Genomic DNA, 23,255 nt, shown 5'->3' with positions numbered 1-23,255 from the left:
CGATGGGGCTCGAGAGAATGCTGGGAATCGGCCATGGGCTACCGCTCCGGTCGCGGAGGCGGATTGAGCCGCTTGTGGCGGGTTTGATGTGCCTGGTGTCCATGGCGGCAGCCGGCGCAGATTGTGGCGGCGATGAGCCTTGGATGCCGCGAATTCAGCATCTTGATGCGGGTGTCCAACAGACCCGGGAGTTCCCTGCCTCAATCGAAAGAGTAGCGGTTGGGGATCCGGAGGTGGCGGATGTCGATGTGCTGGATCGGCAGACCATTCTCGTGACAGGGATCGACGGGGGGTTGACCTCGCTGTACGTCTGGACCCAATGCCACGCCGAACCCGAACGCTCCCTCATTCGAGTCAGTAGCCGGGAAGCCCTGGACGTTCTGGAACAGGAACGGAGCAGCGCTCAGGTGGCGGACTTGCCGATGCAGGTGCAGACGGATATTCGCTTGGTAGAGGTCAGTCGCTCCAAGATGCGCGAGCTGGGGGCTTCGATCCTCGGTCGGCGAAGTTCTTCCAACTTTCTGTTGGGCTCTCCCGGGGTCGTAGATGGCCGCGTGCGTCCCGGTGCGATTGGGCCAGGTTCGGCGGGCATTCCGCCGTCGAATTCCGGATTCAACGTCTTTTATGGCGGAGGTGGCGATCGTTTTCTGGCACTGCTGAATGCCCTGGAAAGTAACGACTTCGCATATACGCTGGCCGAGCCAAGTTTGGTGGCCCTGAGTGGCCAGAGTGCGGTATTCCATGCCGGCGGAGAATTTCCGGTTCCCGTACCCAGCAGTGGTTCGGACTCCATCAGTGTGCAGTTCAAGGAGTTCGGCGTACGGGTCTCGCTGACCCCAACGGTCATTGATGGTGATCGCATGACGCTCAAAGTGGCTCCGGAGGTCAGCGAACTGGATGATTCGGCCGGCATCCGGGTCAACGACATCCATGTCCCGGGGATCCGTGTGCGCCGCACGGATACCACGGTTTCGCTCGGTGACGGCGAGAGCTTCGTGATCTCGGGGCTCGTCAGTAGTCGTACCGCATCTCAAGTGGACAAGTTTCCCGGATTGGGAGACATCCCGGTTCTCGGTGCGTTCTTTCGCTCGTCCAATATTCAGGCTGACGATCGCGAGCTGATCATGATCGTGACACCCCATCTGGTGCAGCCGCTTGCTCGTGATGCCCAGTTGCCGGATATGCCGGGTGAGGGATACCGGAACTATCGGCCGAATGCCGCACAACAGTGGTTCCTGGAGGATGGTCGCTTTGAGGCGTCCCGCTTCGGGGAGGATGGGCTCTGGAATGACAACTAACGGGTTGAGTGACGACGTGCTGTACCGGTTTGTCGCAGCTCTTCCGGACGGACCAGAGCTGGAATGGCTCAAGCTGAGTTTGAGTGATCTGGGTACGGTCATCCCTGCGGGCAGCGAGAACCTGGATGCGGTCATGGGCGTTCTGGACCTGAGCGATGCACCCATCCTGTTCGTCGGGATCAGCCGCGAGAACACGGCGCGGGCCAGTACGCTGATCGAGGGGGTGCTGGCATCCAGGCCTCTACTGACGGTTGTGGCGGTCGGCGATGGGGTCTCGCAGGACGAGCTGCTGGCGGCGATGAGGGCCGGCGCGCGGGACTTTATTACCGTCGGGTCCCGTGCCAGTGAGGTTCGTGCGCTTGTTCGCCGTAGCCTCGAACGCTCACCGCTCGAGCGCGCGGATCCGACGGCCAGGGCCCAGGTTCTGGCCACCATCAATGCTCGCCCCGGTGTGGACAACGCATTTTTTGCTTCGCATCTGGCGCTGACGGTTAACGAAGCGGTCCCGGAGGCCAGCGTTGTCCTCGTGGACCTGGGCCTCCCGCCCGCCGACTCACTGGCGTTGCTGGGCATGGAATCGAACTTCACGTTCTTCGACGCCATGAGGAACGTACGGCGCATGGACCCCACCCTGCTGGAAACGGCCCTGTCCCGGCACGCCTCGGGTATTCAGGTGCTTTCCATGCCCGAGGATCAGGCTGCGGAGGACGTATCCACCACCGAATTGCATCTCTTGCTGGGTGCCCTGAGACGCCATTTCACCCATGTGATTGTGAATCTCGGAGGGCTTCCGGACGGAGAGTTTCTGCGGTCGATGCTGAACAACGCTGACCATGTTTTTCAGGTCGTGGACCAAACAGTGCCCAGTTGTCGGCAGAACCAGAGATTGCTGGAGCGGATGCGCGAAGGAGGGACCCATGTGCAATCCCTGGGGATTGTGGTGGATCGGTATCTGCCTCGGGCGGCACCTGAAGCGGCTACGGTCGCCAGCCGACTGGGTGCGCCATTGGTCGGAACGCTGAGGAGTAACCCGGGCCTGCGGTTGCGAGCGATCAATCTCGGAAAAAGCCTGTTCGAGTTGGCACCTGGGGACCGATATCTGAAGACCCTCCGACAGCTGGTGGACCGTACGCTGGGGTCGACGTCTTTGGAGAGACGTGGAAGCTGGGGGTTGGTGTTCCGGAGGCGGTCGTGAAGGTGGGGGGCTTTGGCGCGGGGCTGGCGTTGCGTGACCAGCCTGACGAGCAGGAGCTGAAGAATCGGTTGCATCGCTACTTGATCGATGCCATCGAGGAAGACGGCGTCGAGGTGCTGGATTGGGTCCGCCCCGCTGTTCTGGAGTATGTCGGGGACAAGGTCGCTCGCTTTGTCAGTGGGTATCAGCTGGCGTTGACGAGACACGACCTGGACCGCTTGACCGAAGATCTGGTCGACGAGCTGGTGGGTCTTGGGCCACTGCAGTGTCTTCTGGCCGACCCGACGGTGTCCGAGATACTCGTTAATGGTCCTCGCCGAATCGTGGTGGAGCGGGGCGGGCGCCTGTACGAAACCGATCGCCAGTTTGTCGATGATGCCCACGTGATGCGGGTCATTGAACGGATTCTGGCACCACTCGGGCGACGGCTAGACGAAGCCAGCCCCATGGTCGACGGCCGTACGCCGGATGGGAGCCGGGTCAACGCGATCATCCCTCCCGTGGCCCTGGACGGCCCCTGCCTGTCGATCCGCAAGTTTCCGGATGAGCAGCTGAAAGCCACCGACCTCGTTGCCCATCACACGATGAACGACGAGATGCTGGGGTTCTTGCGAGCGTCGGTGAGCCGGCGGGCCAACATTCTAGTCAGCGGCGGGACCAGTACCGGAAAGACCACTTTACTGAACGTACTGAGTGGATTTGTCGGGCAGGATGAACGTGTCGTGACCATCGAGGACACGGCTGAGCTGCGTCTCGATCACGGACACGTGGTACGCATGGAAACACGCCCTCCGAATGTCGAAGGCTACGGCGAGGTCAGCGCACGGGACCTCGTCAGGAATGCCCTGCGCATGCGCCCCGACCGGATCATTCTGGGTGAGGTCCGGGGTGACGAAGTGGTGGACATGATGCAGGCGATGAACACCGGGCATGACGGCTCAATGTCCACCGTGCACGCGAACAGCGCACGGGATGCACTGTTGAGGATGGAGATGCTGTTCGGCATGGCCGGGCGTCAGATTGCGGAAGCCACTGTACGCCAGATGATCGTGGCGGCGGTGGATCTGGTGGTACAGCTCGGGCGATTGCCGAACGGACGGCGCTACGTAAGCGAGATCAGTGAGCTGGCTGCGGTTCGTGATGGACAGTACGTGATGAGTGTGCTGTTCGAGTTCGATCGCGAGCGTCAGGCGTTCGTCCACCAGGACGCGCCCGTGACGGGCAGCAAACTACGCGGCCACTGGTGAGTCCGGCTTGCGTCCTGGCAAATCACGACCCTCGGGAGACTGCGTATGGAGTTCTATTCGTATGCCCTTCTGACGCTGTCGGTCGTGCTGATGGCAATGGCCATTGTGGCGCTGTCATTGGTGAAACCGCGCCGGGATGCGGAACGGGTATACGCGCGTTTGGGGGCTTCGCCAGCCTCGGCCCGCGTCCGAGTACCCGGGCCGGTGGAACGCCTATTCTTGCGGTCCGGGCTGGCCGACCAGCGTGTGCACGGATACTTCATTCTGGTGATCTGGTCCCTCGCAGCCTTGCTCGGAATGCTGTTTGCCGGTGTGCCGGGGGCGGTGCTTGGGATCGTACTCGGGCTGGGGCTTGTTTACGGGTTGATCGAAGTTCAGGGGCGTCGGCGAACACGCCAGATCGTTTCCCAGCTTCCGGGTTTTGTAGAGCACGTCAGTCGTGGTCTGCAGGCCGGTCGCACCCTGACGATAGCGATGTGGGCCGCGGCCGAGGAGACCCGCCCGCCATTACAGGACGTGATGCGGCGGGTGCGCCGGGAGGTGGAGCTGGGCGGCAGTCTGGGCGAGGCGCTGCACGAGGCGGCGGAGATCCATCGGCTCGATTCCCTGCGGCTGGTTGCGCTGGGGGTGCGGTTCAACCTTCGGTACGGGGGCAGCGCGCGGGACTTGATGGATCAGGTCGTTTGGGCATTGAGGCGTCGCGAACGTGCCTACCGCCAGCTCAAGGCGCTTACCGGCGAAACTCGCATCAGTGCGGTTGTCCTCGGAGTGCTTCCGGTCGGGATTGCGGCCTATACGGTGGCGATGAACCCGGACTACTACGCAACCCTGCTGGAGACGCCCCAGGGTCCCTGGGTGCTGGGTGGCGCGGTGGTCTGGCAGGCGCTGGGCGTGCTCTTCTTGTGGCGCATGATGAGGTCGTTATGAGGGGGGCAGGGACGACATGATGCACTGGACGTTCATCGTCGTGGCGATCCTGATGGCGGGCGTGGCCGTGAGCCTGCTGGCGGCCACCCTCCTGATGCGGATGCGCGAACATCGCCTAGTTGCGCAACGCATCGGCGAGTCCAGTGCCCTGGGCATGCGGGAAATTCCGGGCAAGACATCGGCGCGGAAGGGCACGCTCTGGCAAGCGGTACTGATGCGTCCCGCTACCGACCTCGATATGGATCTGTTGTTGCGGCGGGCTGGACTCGTTCGGGCGCGTGAACGAGCAGTGGCGGCCTTGCTGCTGCGCACGTTGCCGTGGGGAGTCCTGATCGTTTCGGTGCTGATGTTCATGGCGGCCGGTGGCCTGGATGCGGAGACGGTGGTAATCGTTGCCTTGCTGGGGCTTGCTGCGTTTGTGCTGCCGCGACACATCCTCGCGACCGTGGCCTACCGTCGTCAGACGCGCATTGGGGATCAGGTACAGGTTGTGGTGCAATTGCTGAGGCTTCTGTTTGATTCCGGGCATTCCGTGGAAGGGGCACTGCGAGTGGTGGCACAGGAGGGGCGTGCACTTGCACCCGATCTGGCTCGGGAACTGGATATAGCGTTGCAGCGAGTTGGGACAGGGCTGGGGCTGGACGAGGCGTTGGGAGATATGGCCCGCATCCTGGTGGTTCCGGAACTGGACGATACGGTGCTGATTGTGAAACAGCTTGTACAACAGGGGGGCAGCGTGCGCGAGCCACTGCAACGTCTGATGACACTGATTGAGGACCGCCAGCAGACGCGGGTGCAGGAAAAGGTTACCAAGATGTCCGCCAAAATGAGCGTTGTCATGATGGTCTTTCTGTTTCCCGCATTGCTGGCGGTGCTGGCCGCACCGGGTTTTGTGAGTCTGATATCGGCTCTGGGGGGACTCCATGGCTAGCAGAACCGTGGTGCTGGTGTGTGGAGTGGTTCTGTTGTCAGGGTGCGCGGCCACTACGGGAGGAGGCCAGCAGTCTTCGACGGGTAATGCTCGTGCCTGCGAGTCCGCACTGGATTCGGACGCGCAGATGGGGATGCAACTGGCCGAGGAGATGATGGCCGATGGGAGGCCTTACGCGGCTCTTGCGGAACTGGACTCGCTAGGACAGGAAGCCGCCGAGGTGAAGCTTGCCCGAGCACAGATTCTGGGTCGGATTGGGCATGATGAGGCGCGTGACGAGTTCGAGGCGCTGCGCGACCACGCTTGCTTCCGGGGCGTCGCCCATCATGGATTGGCACTACTGGACGTGCGCGCAGGTCGCTACGGCGAAGCGGCGGAGACCCTGAGGATTGCTCGTGAAGAACTCCCGAATGTGGCTCGGGTACGCAATGACTACGGCTTCGTACTGCTGATTCAGGGACAGGAGGAGGCCGCCGAGTTCGAACTGAGGACGGCCCTGGAGTTGAGCAATGGAGACGAACGTGCGCTCGAGAATCTATTGCTGGTGCTCATGAAGCGTGACGATACGGAAGGGATGGATCAACTCATGCGGCAATACAAAGTCGGAGAGGACCTGATCGTTCGGCTCGATCAAAGATTCCGGGCGCTGGATGAACTCCGGAACTTGGAAGCATCGGGCGACATGGAGGGTTTGCTTCAGCAGAGTCCGCAGGAAGGCGAGTTGGGTATGCCGGACGGACCGAGTTTCGAATGAATAAAGCGGAGTGGCCAGATGAACACACGTGGTCTTGAATTCCGGGTTTCCGCCGCGGCCGTGGTGGCGGTACTGACAGGGTTTCTGTTGGGTATATCCGGTGTGGTTCGTGCAGACGGGTCAGAGGAGGTTCGGCCGGTCACGGAGCCGGTGGGCGAGGCGACCCGCGACTGGCTACAGGTGCAGCGGGGCGGTGAACAGGCCTCGCCAACAACACAGGGCCTGCCCGAAGCCGCCCGCACGCGTGCGCTCGGTCGTTACCTGGAGTCCTTCGAGCACCCGATTCCGGAGACCTATTTCCCTCGTGACAGCTTCGGAACACGTTGAGGCTCGGTCCGGCCCGATGAAGGCCAGTAGGGCGCCAGCCGTGGCGCGTTACACCCGTGCGCCCCGAATGGGGGGGCGCCACCAACGGGGCGCGATCGGCCTGGTCGCTGCGGTGACGTTGATGGCGGGTATCCTGGCTCTTGCTCTAGTCATTGACCTGGGGCGTCTGTTCGTGGAGCAGAGAAGTTTACAGCGCATTGCGGATACGGCCGCGCTGGAGACGGCTCTGCGACATACCGGATGTGCGGCTACGCATACCCAGGCTGCGAGTACGGCGCAGGCGAATGCGCTTGCCAACGGCTATTCGGGGCGCTTGGATCAGGAGTCCGATGCCGTCCTGCTGGGTCGCGTCGTACGGCAGGACGGTGTGCGCGGATTCGAGGTCGATGAACGGGACCACCCCGAAGCCGTGCGGGTGGTGGCTCGCAACGAAGTCCCCACCAGCCTGGTTCTCGGTGGTCTGTTCGGTGAAAAGACGCAGCTGGCCGCGGAAGCGGTTGCTCGGCGGGACCCCGTGGTTGCTGTGTCCGCAGGTTCCAGGCTCGCCAACCTGAGTTCGGGTGAGGGGGCCCTGCTGAACAGTCTGCTGAACGAGATGCTGGGTGCCGATATGGAGTTGTCTGTCGGGGCCTACGAGGGGCTGGCGCAGACCTCGATTCGTCTGGATGAGCTCGCCGAGGGCCTTGGCTTGATTGCGGCCGATGCACGCGTACTCGATGCCGATGCCGTGCTGATGAGCGAGGTGCTCCTGGGCGACCTGATCGACGTGCTGGTGGAGGCCGTGGGGCGAGAGAATCCGGGCGCGGTGAATGCGAGCGTGTTGAGAAACCAGCTTCTCGCCACGGGTTCGGTTACGGATACCCTCATCCGGCTGGGCACATTCATGAACGTGTATGAAGGCGTCGACGGCGATGCGGTGTTCGGTGCTCGTCTTGGCGTGCTCGACACGTTAATGGCTGCTGCCATGGTCGCGACAGGCGATGAGGCGGTACGCCTGGACATGGAACTTCCGGTGGCGCTGGGCGGTATCGGTGGCGCCGATGTGGTCGCGGAATTGCGCGTGATCGAACCCCCGCAGATCGCCATTGGACCGCCGGGGCGAGACGACAACGGCGAATGGCGAACCCACGTCACGACGGCCCAGGTGCATTTGCAGGTGGAGACGTATCTCGCGTTCGAGTTGCTGGGGCAGGCGGTCCGGACGCAGCTGGGGGTCGCGGTCGCGGCCGCCGAGGGGGAGGTGTGGGTGGAACGGCTCTCCTGTCGTGAATCGGGAGGAACGCCGGTCGAGGTCGGGATTGGGACGCGGCCAAGCGCTGCAACAGCAGGGATCGGGCACTTTGACGAAATCACGGTAACCGGGGAGCCGGAGTGGCCGCCAGCGTGGATCGAGATCGAGGTGCAGGATGCGCTGGGGCTGGGCAGTGTCCTTCCCGTCGTGGGCGAGACCTATCGCGTGGACTTGCGGGCCGAGGCCGGCCTGGGCAACGCGGCTCCGGAAAGCGTGGTCTTCGAGGTGGAGGGGCCCGAGGATTTGCCAAGTGACTCTGCGACACACAGCGTTTCGTTGGGAGAGGCATTGGGCGAGGCATTGATCGAACTCGAGGATTCGCTGCTGATCGAGCTTCAGGATGAGGGGATTCCGGCCGAGCTTGCCGGCCCCCTACTGGACGCCGTTCTGGAGCCCATCCTGGTTCCAGTCGTAGAGGAGATTGGGCAGGGCCTGGCCGATCCGGTCCTGCGTTTTCTGGGTGCGGATATCGGGCAGGTCGAGGTCACGCTCATGGACCTGCGGGAGGGTGGGGTTGACCTGGTTCGCTAAAGAAGGCGGATGGCACGTCTCGGTCGGCTTGCCCCACGGAGAGCTAGCCGATGCGCCGGACGGTGCGACAGGGCATGGCGGTTGGTTGGCGTTGGGCCGAGTGCTCAGAGCGTAGGCCGAGTGGGGAGGGTTGTCAGCATGAGACGTCAGTACAGAGCGCGGCGTGGGGCCCGATGCCAGGAAGGGGCGGTGGCGATCGAGTTCGCTTTGGTGTTCGTGCTGTTCTTTGCGATTTTCTATGCGCTGGTCTCGTATGCCTTCCCGCTATTGATCTCGCAAAGCATACACATGGCGGTCGCCGAGGGCGCGCGGGTGGCGGTGGCCGTGGATCCGCGTCAGGAGGACTACGAGGATCAGCTGCGTGCCCGAGCAGAAGGCCGCACCCGTGCGTTCCTGGAGGATTCGCTCATGGTGGCGCTTTCCCCGGGGGAGTTTACGGTGAGCAGCTCGATAGAAGATCGGTTGCTCCAGGTCGAGGTGACGTACCCCTACGAGGCGGCTCCGGTTCTGGTGCCGATCGAGCTGCCCCTGGTGGGGGCGGTCCCGCGACTTCCGCCGCAACTGCGGGCACGCTCCTCCATCGACTTCTAGCAAGATGTGCATGGAGGTTCTGCTGTGCCCTGTTGCGCCATTCTCCCGGAGCTTGATACGCGGCGCAGCCCGGATCGTATCCATGCATCGGCGTTCTTTTGGGGGGGCTCTCTTTGGTCGCTGAACAGCGGACGTGCAGTGGGACGAGGTAGACCGATCATCCCGGGCGACTCCTGGCCGCGTATCGGTTTTTTCCACGGAGGCCGGGCATGAGCACCCGTGAGGCAGACTGGCCGACAGTACTGGGCGACGTCGCGCGCACCCTCGCACTTGCGCATCCCTCGCCCGAGCTTCAACCGTTGCCCAGGATCTGTATGCGCATCGGTCAGGTCATGGGCGCGGACCGTCTGCTGATTGTGGAACGGGCCCGGCACGGGTCCGGGGCGATCCTGCGCGTCGTGGCCCAGTGGGAGTCGCTGCAGGCGAGTTCCGCGCCGGCGATTGGTCCAGAGCGTTACTGCGTGTTGCCGGATCTCGCATCACGTCTGGCCCGAGGGGAAGGATATGTTCATGAAAGTAGGCGTGCCCCCGCGGAGCCTATGCCGGGGCTGGATGCGTCCGTGGAACGGGTCATGGCGGGGCGGTTCGCCCGGTCTGTGCTGATCTCTCCGTTGCTGGCCGAGGGATGTCTTGTCGGAAGCCTGATTGCGGAGTCGGTTCGCGCGGAAAAAAACATGGGCCAGGAGCAACTCGATGCGCTGGCGCCCGTGTCCGATGTCCTTGCCGCATTCCTGAGGTTGAGCGCGGCCAGTGTTGCGTTACGCGACGAGCGCCAGCGTTGGCAAGACGCCGAAACGGCGAATGATCTGGGCCACTGGGAATGGTGTCCACTGACCAACACCTTGATCTGGTCCAGAGGTACCCGGCGGCTTGTCCCGTTACCGGACGGTCAGACGGGAACGCTGGAGACGCTCTGTGGCTGCTTCTCGCATCGTGACTCGGAGCGCCTGGAGCGGATGATTCACGACGTAGACGCGACGGGGCAGGCTGCGCAACTGGACTTGCAGGTCCCGACACCCGAATCATTGGATGGATTCAGGTGGTTCCGTGTGCGCGCGTGGTATGCGGCCCCAGAGAAGGGGCAGCGGGTCGTGCGGGGAACGCTGACCGAGATCACCGAAACCCACCGGAAGACCACCGAGGCGCGCCAGGCTACACGCCGCCTCGAAAATCTCATTAACTGTGCCCCCATGGCCGTGTACGTGTGTCGGTTTGGTTCGGAGGACCTTGAACTCGAATACGTGAGTGAATCGTTCCAGAGAGTGCTGGGGCGGATCGAGAAGAACTTTCCGGAATCACGTGCACTGGCCGCCCGCGTCCATCCTGCCGATCTGCATGTGATTCGTGATCGCCTGTCGACTCTTGCCGAAAGCGGCCATTTCTCCGCGATCTATCGTCTCCGGGACGAGAATGGAACCTATCGCTGGGTGTTCGAAGATGCGAACCGCACGGGTGGCGACGCGGATGTCACGGATGAAGTCGTCGGAATCTTTCTGGACGTCACGCAACACAAGCAGGTCGAGGCCGAGGTCTACGCCAGCCAGCGGCGTTACAAGGCCATCGTGGATGACGCCCCCTCCTTCATCTGCCGTTACGGCACGAATTTCAGGCTCAAGTTCGCGAATCAGGCATTCGTCGAAACGTTCGGTCAAGGCAGCCATTCGGTGGAAGGCCGGGACTGGCTTTCATTCCTGCCGGAAGAAGAACGTTCTCGCGTGGGTGAGCGTATCGCGCGGCTTTCCCCGAGACAGCCCGTCCAGGAATACGAGATGAGGGTCCAGGTACCGGGCCGCGGTGCACGCTGGATCACGTGGGCTGAACGTGGATTTTTCTCCACCGAGGGTGATCTGCTCGAAGTCCAGGTGGTGGGGCATGACCACACGGACCTTAAAGAGGCCCAGGAGAAGCTGATCCACGCAGCGAAGATGGGCACGATAGGCGAGATGGCGACCGGCATGGCGCATGAACTGAACCAACCGCTTAATGTCGTCCGGATGGCTGCCTTCAATGCCCGCCGTCATATTGAGGAGGGCACCCCGGCAGCGGATGCGCTCCTCGGAAAGCTTGATCGGATTGAAGATCAGGTCTCTCGTGCATCCTCGATCATTGATCAGATGAGGATGTTCGGGCGCAAGAGCGCCCCGGAGCCGGGTTTGTTCTCCGTGACCGAGGCCGCTCGAAACTCTCAGATCCTGATACGCGAACAGCTGGAATGCGAAGGAATTGACGTCCGCATGATTTCTGCCGGTACGGGTTCGGAACAGGTCCTCGGTCATCGCGACCAGTTGGAGCAGGTGCTGATGAATCTGATGATCAACAGTCGCGATGCCATTCGGGAGAAACGCTCGGCAGCCGACGAGTCGGGGCAGTGCAATCCCGAGGCCTGCGACGACCGGATAGAACTAAGCGTCGCCCCCTGCACCGGTGAGGGTTTGGTGGAGCTGGTAGTGGAGGACTCGGGAGGTGGGGTCGAACCGGACCGGATGGACCAGGTATTCGAGCCGTTCTTTACTACCAAGGAGGTGGGGAAGGGCACGGGGCTGGGGCTGTCGGTCAGTTTCGGAATCGTGAAGGACATGGGGGGCACGATCGAAGTCGAGAACACACCCCAGGGAGCGAGGTTCAGGATCCGGTTGCCTGTCGCGACGCGGGTAGGTGGAACACGGGCCGTGTAGCCGCCCGCTCCCACATGCTCAGCGGGTGCCGTTTCCTGGCTCTAGCGGCGCGGCGCCGTTTGGTGCCCTCGTCGGAAGGAAGAGTGTGCGCGTGTGCATTTTTGTGCGCATATTAATCCTGCGCGGGATGGGACTGATGATGATCGCTGAACTGTTCCCGGGTCGCTGCGAGCGCGAGTTGCGTCCGGTTGGTGAGGCCTAGGGTATGCAAAACCTGGGAGACATAGAGTTTTACGGTGTTCTCGGTAATGCCTAGTTCATACGCAATTTGGTAGTTACTGTATGCATTGGCCACCAGTTTTACCACTTCTTTTTGACGTGCAGTCAGTCGGTCGAAGTCGGAATGATTCACGTGGGGAAGGTGAGAGGCCGACTGGGGCGCGGGTTTCTGCTCAGCGGTGTCCAGGCCGACCTGACTGCGCAGAACTGCGAGGTTCTCCGAGATCTCAGATAGGGAGCTCCCCAGTGACTCCAGCCGATTCTCGACTTCGCCGGGTATCCTTTGTGTCGCCCGGCGTTTGAGTACACGCTCGCGCAGGTTCTCGACTGATTGGGTGACATGCTCAAGATCGAGTGGTTTTTGGAAGTAGTCCCGCACTCCGGCACGCATTGCTTCTACTGCCTTTTCGTGAGACCCGTGTCCGGTAAACACGGCGGTCTCAAAGACCCGCTCATCGTCATGTTGTCGCACCAGCCAGTCCACAAACTGGATTCCATCCTCCTGAGGCATCTTGATATCCGTCAGGATGATCCCGATATCAGGATGTTTCAGGAACTTCTCTCGTGCCTCTTCTGCGGATTGCGCAGTGCAGCAAGGGTGGCCGGTGCTTTCCAGGCACTCTACTAGCTCCTCGATGATCGGTAGTTCATCATCGACAACTAGAATTCGAACAAGCGCCGAACCTGCAATGGTGGCCTCAGTCATTTAGGGACTCCGCGATCGTTCGATTTGCGTAATATCTGCTGACCAAGGCGAGCTTGAGGTCGATTTCATCATGCTTAATCGAGCGGCTGCCAAAGCCTGCGGTTTTGGTTCTTCGTCGGTAGGCGTTCATCGAACCGTTTGGAAGGTGGACATACTCAAGGATAACGTGGCGGGGAACGTCACGCCAGCAAGGGAGGCCATTTGTGCTGAGGTTCGGGAAGGTGGGTGTGAGCGGATGCGGCAAGCGGCAAGCAATATGCGGGCCCGACGTAGTCGTAAAGTAGGGTAAAGGTATTACGAAGTGATTACGGTGGTGGGCTTTTCTCTCAAGAGCGGGCGTGTGTTTCACGTAGACTATTCACACAGTGCGATCGCCGAGCGCTGGTCCTTGTTCCACCAACCCCTGTGGGCCCGTTGTGTCCGGTATGGTGGCTACCCCACCGACCTCATTCAACGGTCCGTCGAATAATCGACGAATCTTCTATTCGTAGCGCGATCTACAATCTGCTGATCGTCCGCCTTACCTTGCAATGGTACGCCGAGGTGCTGTGGCGACTCCTGCACGGAGCGGCGCGACTGGACGTGGGCATCGGAACCCCCGGCGTGCGGCGACTCGTGGTAGGGAAAGCCCAGCGGCTCGGCGGTCAGGGTCTGCCGCTGCGGGGCCAGGGCGCCGTCCGGGTCCAGGCCGACGTCGCGCGGGCGGAGGCAGCGCTCGCCGTTGGTGAAGCGCGCCGGCGCCGCTTCGGCGAGCGTCGGCTCCGCGATCTCGGGCTCGATGCGCAGCAGGACGTGCCAGCCGGTGCGGGCCTCGGCGGGCAGGGTGTCGAGATCGGCTCGCGACAGATGATAGTGCCCCTTGTCCGCCGCGCCGCGGGCCCGGGTGATCAGCCGGCACAGGGCGGCGTAGCCCGCCGCATTGCGCACCAGCAGCGTCAGGGCGGGGCCGTCCGCGAGCCGGAAGGTCGCCCCCAGGATCAGGTGTAGCCCGCAGTCCTTCGCCACCGCGTGCGCGCGTACCACGCCCGCCAACGAGGCGATATCGGTCAGCGCCAGCGCGCGATAGCCCAGCGCACGCGCCCGCTCGACCAGTTCCTCCGGGTGTGATGCCCCGCGCAGGAACGAGAAGTTGCTGAGGCTCGTCAGTTCGGCGTAGGCAGGGGGTTCGGGTCGAGGGGATGAAGTGGGCTCCATATGCTGTATAGAAAAACAGTATCGATCCATACGCAAGAAACCGGGCACGTTCGCGCAGGAATGGGTAGCACCGGCTGTCTGCTCCAGCGCTACACTGAAGGGCCATTCCCGACGCGCTGGAGCGCCTTGTGATGCAGCCCGGTACCGACGAACAGCCCGCTCTCGACATTGGGGCGATCCAGCTTCCCGAGGGTGGGGCGATCGGCATGACGCGATGCCCCGGCAAGCGCCGGGATCGAACGACCTGTGCACTGCAGGATGTCCAGGCGGATCTGGACGCGCTCCGCAGCTGGGGCGCGAGCGTGGTGGTCACCCTGAACCAGCCAGGCGAATTGTCGGATCTCGGGGTGGCGGATCTGGGCGCGCGCGTGCAGGCGGCGGGCATGCGCTGGCTGCATCTTCCAATCGGCGACATGGCTGCCCCGGACCGCCCCTGGGAGGCGGGCTGGAGGGACGTCGGCCCACGGATCCACCAGTGGTTGCGGGACGGGGAGCGCGTGGCGTTCCATTGCGGGGGTGGTCAGGGCCGTGCGGGTACAATTGCCGCCCTGACCCTCATCGAACGCGGGCTAGCACCGGAGGCGGCCATCCGGAAGGTTCGGTCCGCCCGTCCCGGCGCGATCGAAAGCCCGGACCAGGAACGCTACCTGGGCAGCCTGCCACGAACGGACTGAGGCGCGACTTCAGGAGCGGTTCAACGGACGCTCGACGATAAACGCATCTGCGAGCGTATCCCCTTCCTGTGCATCCAGAGCGGCCGTCGCGGCTACTCGCGAGTCGAACAGCCCGATGCGAACCCGGTAGCGTTCGGAGGCCGGATCGGGTCCGTCCACCACTTCCAGCCGGCTGGTAAGCCCGCGCGCCTTCAGTGTCTGATGCAGCTTCCTGGCGTTCTCCAGTTCGGTGAATACGCCGGCCTGAATGGAATACAGCGGATCGGATGCCGTGGCGTCTTCGGTTGGCCCATCCTGACGGTGCGGTGCAGGTTCTACCCCCGATGCTTCCCGGTTTTCCCTCTCGATGTGGCCGAAATGGTGCGCCGGTGAGAAGAGCGGGTATGCAACGTCATCGCCGTCGCGGCTCGGCAAGGGTGCCGCGGCATCCAGCAGGCCGGTACGGGTGCTTTCAGAGGCCGTAGTGGAGTTGGTGGTGGTCTCGGTCCCCGCCGGTTCGGGTTCGCCGACAAGTGGCCCGGGGGCGCCGATGGCGGCACCCGAAAAGACGCCCAGAACGAACAGCAGGACCGTAACCAGCGGGGTGCCCAGCACCAGGAAGAACAGTTGGCGTCGGGTAAGGAACAGATTGATCATCTTGTGACCCTCCTTGGCAATCATTGCCTTTTCGTCATTGAGGGACGGGCCCACCGTCGTGCGACGGATAGTTGCCGTTTCCGCCCTCTCGGGTCGATATGCAAGCAAAATGCCACTTATGGGGGTGTACCGGAACGGGCGATCGGGATGGAAGGCGACAGGGCGAACTGCGAGGATGCGCAGGGCCCGGTTCGTCTCTGCGATACCCGTCCGGGCTTTGCCGAGGAGTCCGATGCGAAGTGTGATCTATGATTTCCTGATTCTCCGGCTGACGGCTCGCTGGTACGCGGCGGCGCTGGAGCGGATGCCCGACGGGGCCCGGGTGCTGGATGTGGGCATCGGCACGGCCGGGTCGCTGCTGGCGAATGCCGGGGACGTGAGGCGCAAGCGATTGCGGCTGACCGGCATCGACATCGATGGCGACTACGTCCGGCGGGCCCGCCAGCGGCTGGAGGGGTCATCGCTGGCCGACTGCGTCGAGGTGCGCCAGGAATCGGTGTACGACCACGCGGCCGGGCCCTACGAAGTGGTGTATTTCTCGGCCAGCTTCATGCTGCTACCCGATCCGGAACAGGCACTGCGCCACTGCAAGGGCCTGCTGGCACCCGGTGGCCGCTTCATGTTCACCCAGACAATCCAGCGGCGCCCTGTGCGCTGGATGGAGATCCTGAAACCCTTGCTGCGACGGATCACAACGATCGATTTCGGGCACGTGACCTACGAGGCCGATCTCCGCGCGCAGCTCGCCGCCGCCGGCCTGGCGGTGGAGGAGTGGCGGGTGCTGACCACCCATGGCAGCCGCGCCTCCTGCCTGGTCGTAGCCATATCCGACGGTGATACCGGTCCGGAAGATCAGGCACCGCCGTACGACTAGTGGGCCATGCGGTTGCCCGGGGCAAGGGCTTGTCACAGATACGCGGCGGTCCGATGGATAATCGCATGGCGATCGGCGAGCGCAGCAATGTCGCGGTCGTAGCCCCCGCCGATGACCGCCGCCACGGGTGTGGCCATCTCGCGGCAGACCTGCAGCACATGCCGGTCACGGGCCTCGATCCCGTCATCCGTCAGGTCCAGGTGTCCCAGTCGGTCCGCGCCATGCACGTCGACGCCTGCGTCGTAGATCACCAGATCGGGACGCACGTCCCGTAGCAGGACCGCCAGCACATCCCGCAGGGCCGCCAGATAGGCATCGTCGCCGGTGTGTCGGGCCAGTTCGATGTCATGGTCGCCGGGGGTCTTGCGGGCCGGGAAATTGGTCCCCGCGTGCATGGAAAAGGTCACGACCTCGGGGGTGTCCGCGAAGATCGCGGCCGTGCCGTCGCCCTGGTGGACGTCGAGATCGACGATCAGGACGCGCCGGACCCATCCCTCGGCGCGCGCATGGGCCGCTGCGACCGCAATATCGTTGATCAGGCAGTACCCGCTCGCGAACCCCGCGTGGGCATGGTGGGTGCCGCCGGCGGTGTTCAGTGCCAGACCCTCGGCCAGAGCGGCCTCCACGGTCAGCAGGGTGCCGCCGGTCTCCAGCCGCACGCGCTCCACCAGTGCCTCGGACCACTGGAACCCGCTGCGCCTCTGGGCGGCCTTGCTGGTCCGGCCGGACAGGAAGTCGTCGAGATATTCGGGCGTATGTACCCGCAACAGGGTTGCCCGCGCGGCGATCTCCGGTTGCAGCCAGGTGACTGCCGTGTCGGCCAGCTCCGTCTCCAGCCGTTCCCGGAGCACCCGGAATTTCGCCATCGGAAACGGATGCCCATCGGGCAGGTCGATCGTGTAGTCGGGATGATGCACCAGCGAGAGCGTCATACAGCGAGCCCGGCCTTCAGGCTGCAGCCTTTCGTGCCAGGATCATGTAGTTGACGCTCATGGATCGCGACAGCCACATCCGGCGGTTAAGTGGATTTACCTTGACCCCCGTCTGCGCCACGGGCTCCAGGCCGTCCCGGGCCAGCAGCTCCCGCGTTTCTCGCGGCGTGACAAAGCGCTTCCACTGATGGGTGCCCCGGGGCAGGATGCGGAACAGGTACTCGGCGCCGACAATCGCCACCACGAACGAGAGAGGATTGCGGTTGATGGTGGCCACGAAGGTGTGGCCGCCGGGACGGAGCATCCGGTTGACGCTCCCCATGAACGCGGGCAGGTCCGCGACGTGTTCGACCACCTCCATGTTGAGGATCACGTCGAAGGCTTCCCCGCGTGCGGCGAGGGCCTCGGCGGTGTTGACCTCGTAGCGGACATCCAGGCCTTGTTCCCCGGCGTGATGCCGCGCCGCGGCGATGTTGCGGTTGACAACATCCACCCCGAGCACGTCCGCGCCCATGCGGGCCATCGCCTCGCTCAGCAGGCCGCCGCCGCAGCCGATATCGAGCATGCGCAGGCCGGCCAGGGGGCGGTCGGCCTCCGGGTCGCATCCGAGCGACCGGCAGAGCTGATCCCGGATGTAGTCGCTGCGCAGTCGATTGAGCACGTGCAGGGGCCAGAGTCTTCCATCCGGTTGCCACCACATCTCGGCCAGGGCGCGGTAGCGTTGCACCTCGTCCGGGTCAACGGTTCGGTCGCGTTCCACATCTGGAGAATTCATTGGCTGCGCTGCTCACCATGTTTGTGACGGTTCCTTTCGGACCACGCGATCCCGGTTTTGATCGCATCCGGTCAGGATCGATGCGATGGTGGCCCTTCGTCAGCAGCGAGCCGAGGTCGATCGAATGGGGCAGACGATCATCGGGGTGGACCTGTCCGGCCCCGGCAGTGCCGCGCATACCTCCGTCGCCGTGTTCCGCGAACAGGGTGGCGCGCTCCATCTGCTGGAGCTGCTGGCGGGAGCGAACGATCAGGCGATCCTGGACCGGATACCCGCGGGCGCGATTGTCGGGCTGGATGCGCCCCTGTCGTATTGGCCCACCGGAGGCAGTCGCACATCCGACCAGTCCCTGCGACGCGTGGCGGTCGAACACGGTTTGCCGGCCGGAACCGTCATGGCCCCTTCCGCACCGCGCATGGCCTACCTGACGCTGCGGGGTGTGGCGGTCAGCCGCATGCTCGGCAGCGAGCGTCCGGACGCCCGGGTGGTGGAGGTGCACCCCACCGTGGCGATGGTCCTGAGGGGCGCCTCGGTGGCGACATTGAAGGCCATGAAGCATGAGCCGGAGGCGCGCCGCGAGCTGCTGGCCTGGCTGGAGGGGCAGGGGCTCTACGGGGTGTGCGATCTCGACCAGGTCAGTGATCACTCGGTGGCCGCGTGTGCCGCGGGTCTGGCGGCCTGGCAGTGGAGGCAGGGCAAACCCGCCTGGATCCACCCGGCCGAGCCGCCGCTGCACCCGTTCGACTTCGCCTGTTGAAGGACTACATCGACGAGGAGTAACGGCGCATCTGGCCGACGAGCACTCCCTGGATGCGGACCTGGTCCGGGGCGACCAAGAGCGGCGCGTAGGCCGGGTTCGCCGCATGCAGCAGGACGCCATCCGGGGTCTGTTCGATCCGCTTGAGGGTGGCGTCTCCGTCGTCGATCAGGGCGACCACGATCTCACCGTTGCGGGCATGGCTGCGCGACTCGATGACCACCCAGTCGCCGTCGAGGATGCCGGCGTCCTGCATGGAGTCGCCCTTTACCTCGAGGACATAGCACTCGCCATGCCCGCGCAGGGCCGGCGGTACCTCCACGGGTTCGGGGTGCGCCAGCGCCTCGATTGGCTGGCCCGCCGCGATGCGGCCCAGAAGAGGCAGGGTGCCGGAGCCCCATGAGCCGGGTCCCGTCATGCCTTCGGCGACAGGCGAATCCAGCACGTCATCGGCCAACCGGATGCCTCGATGGCGTCCCTGGGCGGGCTTTACGTAGCCCGCCGCCTCCAGGGCGCGAATGTGCTTGTGCAGGGACCCGCGTGAGCGGAGACCCAGGGTCTCGGCCAACTCGTCCAGACTTGGCGCGTGCCCCTCGGCCGCGAAGCGCTGCAGGGCCTCAAGCACCCGACGCTGGTGCGGGGTCAGTGCCTCCATGGCATCCGTTCTCCAGGATCGTGATCGCGCAGGGAAGAGAACATTGTTCTCCGTTTGTTCTCCGGGCTATGATCGCCACTGTACGGCTCCCGCGAGAACATTGCCATGACCGAACCGGCGCGCGTCCTCCCCGAACTCACCGAACCCGAATCACACGTGGAGGGGCCGGGCGAAGGCGCCGGCGCGCGGCGACTGGTCGAGCGCATCAAGGAGCGCTACGCCAAGCGCATTACCGGTGAGCTGGTCCTGCCGGCGCGCCCCGCCCAGTACGCCGACCTGCCCGCGGATCTTGATCCGGCCATTGCCGGCGCGCTCCGAGCCCGGGGCGTGGAACAGCTCTACAGCCATCAGCGTGCCGCCTGGGACCAGATCCGCGCCGGACAACACACGGTGGTCGTGACCCCGACCGCGTCCGGCAAGACGCTTTGTTACAACCTTCCGGTCCTTCAAGCGGCCCGCGAGAACAAGGCCAAGGCGTTGTACCTGTTCCCGACCAAGGCGCTATCGCAGGACCAGGTCGCGGAGCTCATGGAGCTCAATGAGGCCGGGGACCTCGGCGTGCGCGCCTATACCTTCGACGGCGATACCCCGGGGGATGCCCGCAAGGCGGTGCGCACCCGGGGCGACATCGTCGTGACCAACCCGGACATGCTTCACCAGGGCGTCCTGCCGCACCACACCAAGTGGGCCCAGTTCTTCGAGAGCCTGCAGTACGTGGTGATCGACGAGACGCACACCTATCGCGGCGTGTTCGGTTCCCACGTGGCGAACGTGATGCGGCGGCTACGCCGTATCTGCCGGTTCTATGGGGCGGACCCGGTTTTCATCATGAGCTCGGCGACCATCGCCAACCCGGAAGAACTGGCCTCGGGTCTGGTCGGCGAGCCGGTGACGGCGATCACCGAGAGCGGGGCACCGGCCGGGGAACGCCATCTGCTGCTGTGGAACCCGCCGGTGGTCAACGCGGATCTCGGCATCCGCGCCTCGGCCCGTTCCCAGGTCACGCGAATCGCACGCATGGCCCTGCGCGGCAAGCTCACCACCATCATCTTTGCGCGCACCCGACTGATGGTCGAAGTGATCACCCGCTACATGAAAGACGTGTTCGACAACGACCCGCGCAAGGCCTCGCGCGTCGCGGCGTACCGGGGTGGTTACCTCCCGAACGAGCGCCGCCAGACCGAGAAGGCGCTGCGCAGCGGCAACGTCGATTGCGTCATCGCCACCTCCGCGCTGGAGCTGGGGGTGGATATCGGCAGCCTCGATGTCTGCCTGCTGACCGGGTACCCCGGGACCATTGCCAGCACTTGGCAGCGTCTGGGCCGGGCCGGCCGGCGTAACCGCCCGTCGCTGGGCGTGCTGGTCGCCAGTTCCGATCCGCTGGACCAGTACATCATCCGGAACCCGGAGTTCTTCCTCGGTCAGTCCCCGGAACAGGCGCGCATCGCGCCGGATCAGCTTCTGATCCTGCTGGATCACGTGCGCTGCGCGGCCTTCGAGCTGCCCTTCCGCAAGGGCGAGACCTTTGGTGGCGAGGATCTGGAGTCTCTGCTGGCCTATCTGGAGGAGCAGGGCGTCCTGCACCGCGAGTCGGATACCTGGCACTGGACCGAGGACAGCTACCCCGCCCAGAGCGTCAGCCTGCGCTCCGTCGCCGAGGGCAACTTCGTGGTCGTGGACACGACCGACGGCCAGCAACAGATCATCGCCGAGGTGGATTTCTCCAGCGCGGCCGAGACGCTGTACGAAGGGGCGATCTATCTGGTCCAGGCCGTGCCCTACCAAGTTGAGCGGCTGGACTGGACCGGGCGCAAGGCCTTCGTCACGCGCACCCGCGCGGACTACTACACCGACGCCATCGACTACACCCGCCTGAAGATCCTCGACGGCTTCGAACGCAGCCCGGCGGGGCAGGGCGAGGCCGCACGCGGCGAGGTCCACATCGTCCGGCGCATTCCCGGCTACAAGAAGATCCGCTACTACACCCACGAGAACATCGGCTACGGCAACATCCACCTGCCGGACCAGGAGATGCACACCACGGCCGTCTGGTGGCAGATGGCACCCGAGGCGCTGGAACAGCGCTTCGCCTCTCGCCACGAGGCCCTGGATGGCTTTCTCGGTGCCGCCTACGCCATGCACCACGTGGCCGCACTGGTGGTGATGTCCGAGCCGCAGGATCTGGGCCGGGCGGTGGGCGATGGTGATGCCCGCTGGTTTGCCACCGTGGGCGCGAACGGCCGCGGCCAGTTGCGCACGCTGGATGGCGGCGAGTGCGATCCGGAACAGGCGGGCCGCTTTCGCCCGGCCGTGTTTCTGTACGACCACTATCCGGGCGGCGTCGGCCTGTCCGCGCCCCTGTTCGATGCGCGCCAACGGGTCATCGGCGACGCATTGACCCTCATCCGGCAGTGCGACTGTGCCCACGGCTGTCCGGGCTGCATCGGACCCATCCTGGCCAGTGACGAGGTGCGCGGGTTCTCGCCGAAACAGGCTGCGATCACGGTCCTGGAGGGCCTGGAATCCCATGGGTCTGCATGACCGCCTGAACACCCTGCGCCGCCAGTCCGGTAGCGAACCGCCGGCCCCTGGCCGGACCTCGGCGGATCCTCACAGTGCCGGGGCCGCATCGGGCAAGGGCAACGTGCTGGACGAGATCCGGGCCCGGCTCGACCGTATGGGTGGGGCGGGCACCGGTCGAACACGGCCGAACCGTACAGCCGCCGAATCCGCCACCCCGCCCGAAGAGCTGGCCAGGCGCTTGGATGGCGAACTCCTGACGCCACAGGTGATCCAGCTCGACCGCGCGATGCCAGATTGCCACGCCCATGGCCGACATACCCTGGCACGGGCGCGCGAACCGGCAATGCCGTTCTGGAACACCGATCAGCGCCTGGGTTTTATCGATACCGAGACCACGGGCCTCGCCGGGGGTGCCGGGACGGTCGCGTTTCTGGTCGGGCTGGCGACCCTTTGGGATGGCCGGGTCCGCCTGCGTCAGTGGTTGACGACGGCGTTCGCGGGCGAGGGGGCCCTGCTGGAAGCGGTCGACGCCGCGCTGAGCGAGTGCGACCACCTCGTCAGCTACAACGGCAAGACCTTCGATCTGCCGCTGCTCCGAGATCGTCGTCGTATGCAGCGACGCCCGGATGCGCAGGAGGCCGCGCACACCGATTTCCTGCGCCCGGTGCGCAGCCTGTTTAGCCACGCCTGGCCGGACTGTCGCCTGCGAACGGTCGAGGAGCGCCTGCTGGGACTCGATCGTCAGGACGATCTGCCCGGGGCCGAGGCCCCGTGGGCCTGGAAGGACTATCTTGTCTCCGGGCGCAGCGAGGAACTGGAACGCGTCGTCCGGCACAACACCGACGACATCCTGTCCCTGACCCTGCTGGGTCCGGTGCTGGCGTCCGTGCTGTTACAGCCCGCGGCCCATGGGGCATCGGTGGAGGGCGCCGCGCGCCTACAGGAACGCCTGCAGGGCGCGGACACTGCCCGGCGGCTGCTCGAATCCCACCAGCACCAGCTGTCGCCAGCCGGCCGGTTGTGGCTTGCGCGCGAATGGCGTCGCGAGGGGCGATATGACCAGGCCGTGCCCGTCTGGGAGGCGCTGGCGGAGCAGGGCGTCCAGGAGGCACTGGAGGCGCTGGCCAAATACCACGAGCACCAGCGCCGGGACTGGAAACGCGCGCTGCAGTATGCCGGGCAACTGGCATCCGGGCCCCGGGCCAAAGCACGGATCGCAAGACTGCAGGGGCGGATCGAGGCAACGGCCCGGTAGGTTGTGTGCGTCAAGTTGTGCAGAAGTGAGTCAGCCATGTTCGGTTGGTCGGTATGGCTCAGGCGGCCTCGGCCTGCCTCAGCAGGATTTTCTTGTGCTCTTTGAGCAGATCCATGTTCAGGTAGCGGTTGTCCTCCAGCCAGCCTTCGTGGATTTCGACGGCCAGGGCCCGTACCAGGCGTAGACAGCTGTGGGTGTTGGGGAAGATCCGGACCACCCGGGTCCGGCGGCGGATCTCCTCGTTCAGCCGCTCGAGCATGTTGGTGCTCTTCATGTGCTTGTGATGGG

The 23,255-nt window shown here is 64.4% G+C and carries 21 protein-coding genes and 2 pseudogenes; 16 read left to right on the top strand and 7 right to left on the bottom strand.

Going from position 1 to position 23,255, the window contains the following annotated elements; genetic code table 11:
• The first annotated feature begins 2 nt into the window (after positions 1-2).
• From D105_RS0105170 to D105_RS14115, 10 genes are all read left to right on the top strand, one after another.
• On the top strand, positions 3-1,298 hold the full coding sequence (locus D105_RS0105170; RefSeq protein ID WP_018877730.1) for a type II and III secretion system protein family protein: 1,296 nt from the start codon (positions 3-5) through the stop codon (positions 1,296-1,298).
• Positions 1,288-2,493: a pilus assembly protein CpaE gene (locus D105_RS0105165; protein ID WP_051075161.1), complete on the top strand. Its 1,206-nt coding sequence runs from the start codon at positions 1,288-1,290 to the stop codon at positions 2,491-2,493. The genes D105_RS0105170 and D105_RS0105165 overlap by 11 nt, the downstream gene beginning before the upstream one ends.
• Positions 2,490-3,740 carry a CpaF family protein gene (locus D105_RS0105160; protein ID WP_018877728.1) on the top strand — a complete coding sequence of 417 codons (1,251 nt, stop codon included), beginning with the start codon at positions 2,490-2,492 and terminating at the stop codon, positions 3,738-3,740. The genes D105_RS0105165 and D105_RS0105160 overlap by 4 nt, the downstream gene beginning before the upstream one ends.
• Before the next feature lie 45 nt (positions 3,741-3,785).
• A complete protein-coding gene (locus tag D105_RS0105155; protein ID WP_018877727.1) occupies positions 3,786-4,667 on the top strand; it encodes a type II secretion system F family protein in 882 nt (293 codons plus the stop codon).
• Between the two features lie 16 nt (positions 4,668-4,683).
• A complete protein-coding gene (locus tag D105_RS0105150; protein WP_018877726.1) occupies positions 4,684-5,598 on the top strand; it encodes a type II secretion system F family protein in 915 nt (304 codons plus the stop codon).
• A 127-nt stretch (positions 5,599-5,725) separates the two neighbouring features.
• Positions 5,726-6,352 (top strand): hypothetical protein, encoded by a 627-nt coding sequence (locus D105_RS0105145; RefSeq protein WP_018877725.1) that lies wholly within the window; start codon positions 5,726-5,728, stop codon positions 6,350-6,352.
• 18 nt (positions 6,353-6,370) lie between these two features.
• A complete protein-coding gene (locus tag D105_RS0105140; RefSeq protein ID WP_018877724.1) occupies positions 6,371-6,679 on the top strand; it encodes a DUF3613 domain-containing protein in 309 nt (102 codons plus the stop codon).
• A gap of 16 nt (positions 6,680-6,695) precedes the next feature.
• On the top strand, positions 6,696-8,501 hold the full coding sequence (locus tag D105_RS0105135; RefSeq protein ID WP_018877723.1) for a TadG family pilus assembly protein: 1,806 nt from the start codon (positions 6,696-6,698) through the stop codon (positions 8,499-8,501).
• A 189-nt stretch (positions 8,502-8,690) separates the two neighbouring features.
• Positions 8,691-9,092, top strand: coding sequence for a TadE/TadG family type IV pilus assembly protein (locus tag D105_RS0105130; RefSeq protein WP_018877722.1), 402 nt, complete (start codon positions 8,691-8,693; stop codon positions 9,090-9,092).
• 209 nt (positions 9,093-9,301) lie between these two features.
• On the top strand, positions 9,302-11,767 hold the full coding sequence (locus D105_RS14115) for an ATP-binding protein (RefSeq protein ID WP_018877721.1): 2,466 nt from the start codon (positions 9,302-9,304) through the stop codon (positions 11,765-11,767).
• A gap of 112 nt (positions 11,768-11,879) precedes the next feature.
• Here the strand turns inward: D105_RS14115 and D105_RS0105120 are convergent, their stop codons facing one another.
• Entirely contained in the window at positions 11,880-12,692 is an 813-nt protein-coding gene (locus D105_RS0105120; protein ID WP_018877720.1) for a response regulator transcription factor, read from the bottom strand.
• A gap of 483 nt (positions 12,693-13,175) precedes the next feature.
• Between D105_RS0105120 and D105_RS15045 the strand changes: the two are divergent.
• A pseudogene (locus tag D105_RS15045) lies at positions 13,176-13,296 on the top strand (SAM-dependent methyltransferase); the annotation flags it as partial.
• A gap of 134 nt (positions 13,297-13,430) precedes the next feature.
• Here the strand turns inward: D105_RS15045 and D105_RS14545 are convergent.
• Positions 13,431-13,886, bottom strand: a pseudogene (locus D105_RS14545) (PHP domain-containing protein); the annotation flags it as partial.
• A 131-nt stretch (positions 13,887-14,017) separates the two neighbouring features.
• On the opposite strand from D105_RS14545, the gene D105_RS0105110 reads away from it, so the two are divergent.
• Complete coding sequence (locus tag D105_RS0105110) at positions 14,018-14,560, top strand: cyclin-dependent kinase inhibitor 3 family protein (protein ID WP_018877718.1); 543 nt, start codon at positions 14,018-14,020, stop codon at positions 14,558-14,560.
• Between the two features lie 9 nt (positions 14,561-14,569).
• Here D105_RS0105110 and D105_RS0105105 read toward each other — a convergent pair whose 3' ends face one another.
• Complete coding sequence (locus D105_RS0105105) at positions 14,570-15,196, bottom strand: SPOR domain-containing protein (RefSeq protein WP_026280415.1); 627 nt, start codon at positions 15,194-15,196, stop codon at positions 14,570-14,572.
• Positions 15,197-15,428: 232 nt separating this feature from the next.
• On the opposite strand from D105_RS0105105, the gene D105_RS0105100 reads away from it, so the two are divergent.
• A complete protein-coding gene (locus tag D105_RS0105100; protein WP_018877716.1) occupies positions 15,429-16,070 on the top strand; it encodes a bifunctional 2-polyprenyl-6-hydroxyphenol methylase/3-demethylubiquinol 3-O-methyltransferase UbiG in 642 nt (213 codons plus the stop codon).
• 32 nt (positions 16,071-16,102) lie between these two features.
• Here the strand turns inward: D105_RS0105100 and D105_RS0105095 are convergent, their stop codons facing one another.
• Complete coding sequence (locus D105_RS0105095) at positions 16,103-17,002, bottom strand: histone deacetylase (protein ID WP_017942527.1); 900 nt, start codon at positions 17,000-17,002, stop codon at positions 16,103-16,105.
• Between the two features lie 16 nt (positions 17,003-17,018).
• Complete coding sequence (gene ubiG, locus D105_RS0105090) at positions 17,019-17,777, bottom strand: bifunctional 2-polyprenyl-6-hydroxyphenol methylase/3-demethylubiquinol 3-O-methyltransferase UbiG (protein WP_026280414.1); 759 nt, start codon at positions 17,775-17,777, stop codon at positions 17,019-17,021.
• 85 nt (positions 17,778-17,862) lie between these two features.
• On the opposite strand from ubiG, the gene D105_RS0105085 reads away from it, so the two are divergent.
• Positions 17,863-18,534: a DUF429 domain-containing protein gene (locus tag D105_RS0105085; protein WP_018877714.1), complete on the top strand. Its 672-nt coding sequence runs from the start codon at positions 17,863-17,865 to the stop codon at positions 18,532-18,534.
• A gap of 4 nt (positions 18,535-18,538) precedes the next feature.
• Here the strand turns inward: D105_RS0105085 and lexA are convergent, their stop codons facing one another.
• Complete coding sequence (lexA, locus tag D105_RS0105080; RefSeq protein WP_018877713.1) at positions 18,539-19,189, bottom strand: transcriptional repressor LexA; 651 nt, start codon at positions 19,187-19,189, stop codon at positions 18,539-18,541.
• A gap of 105 nt (positions 19,190-19,294) precedes the next feature.
• Here lexA and D105_RS0105075 point away from each other — a divergent pair, with 105 nt between their 5' ends.
• Positions 19,295-21,730, top strand: a complete 2,436-nt coding sequence (locus D105_RS0105075) for a DEAD/DEAH box helicase (RefSeq protein ID WP_018877712.1) — start codon at positions 19,295-19,297, stop codon at positions 21,728-21,730.
• Positions 21,717-22,967 (top strand): ribonuclease H-like domain-containing protein, encoded by a 1,251-nt coding sequence (locus D105_RS0105070; RefSeq protein WP_018877711.1) that lies wholly within the window; start codon positions 21,717-21,719, stop codon positions 22,965-22,967. Before D105_RS0105075 ends, D105_RS0105070 begins: the two co-directional genes overlap by 14 nt.
• Before the next feature lie 58 nt (positions 22,968-23,025).
• Here the strand turns inward: D105_RS0105070 and D105_RS14110 are convergent.
• Positions 23,026-23,255: transposase (locus tag D105_RS14110; RefSeq protein WP_026280900.1), on the bottom strand; the 230-nt coding region annotated here is incomplete at its 5' end.

The sequence above is a fragment of the Thioalkalivibrio sp. ALE28 genome, from assembly GCF_000377425.1.
In the GTDB taxonomy this organism is placed as follows: Bacteria; Pseudomonadota; Gammaproteobacteria; order Ectothiorhodospirales; family Ectothiorhodospiraceae; genus Thioalkalivibrio.
This window is presented reverse-complemented; position numbering and strand designations above follow the sequence as displayed.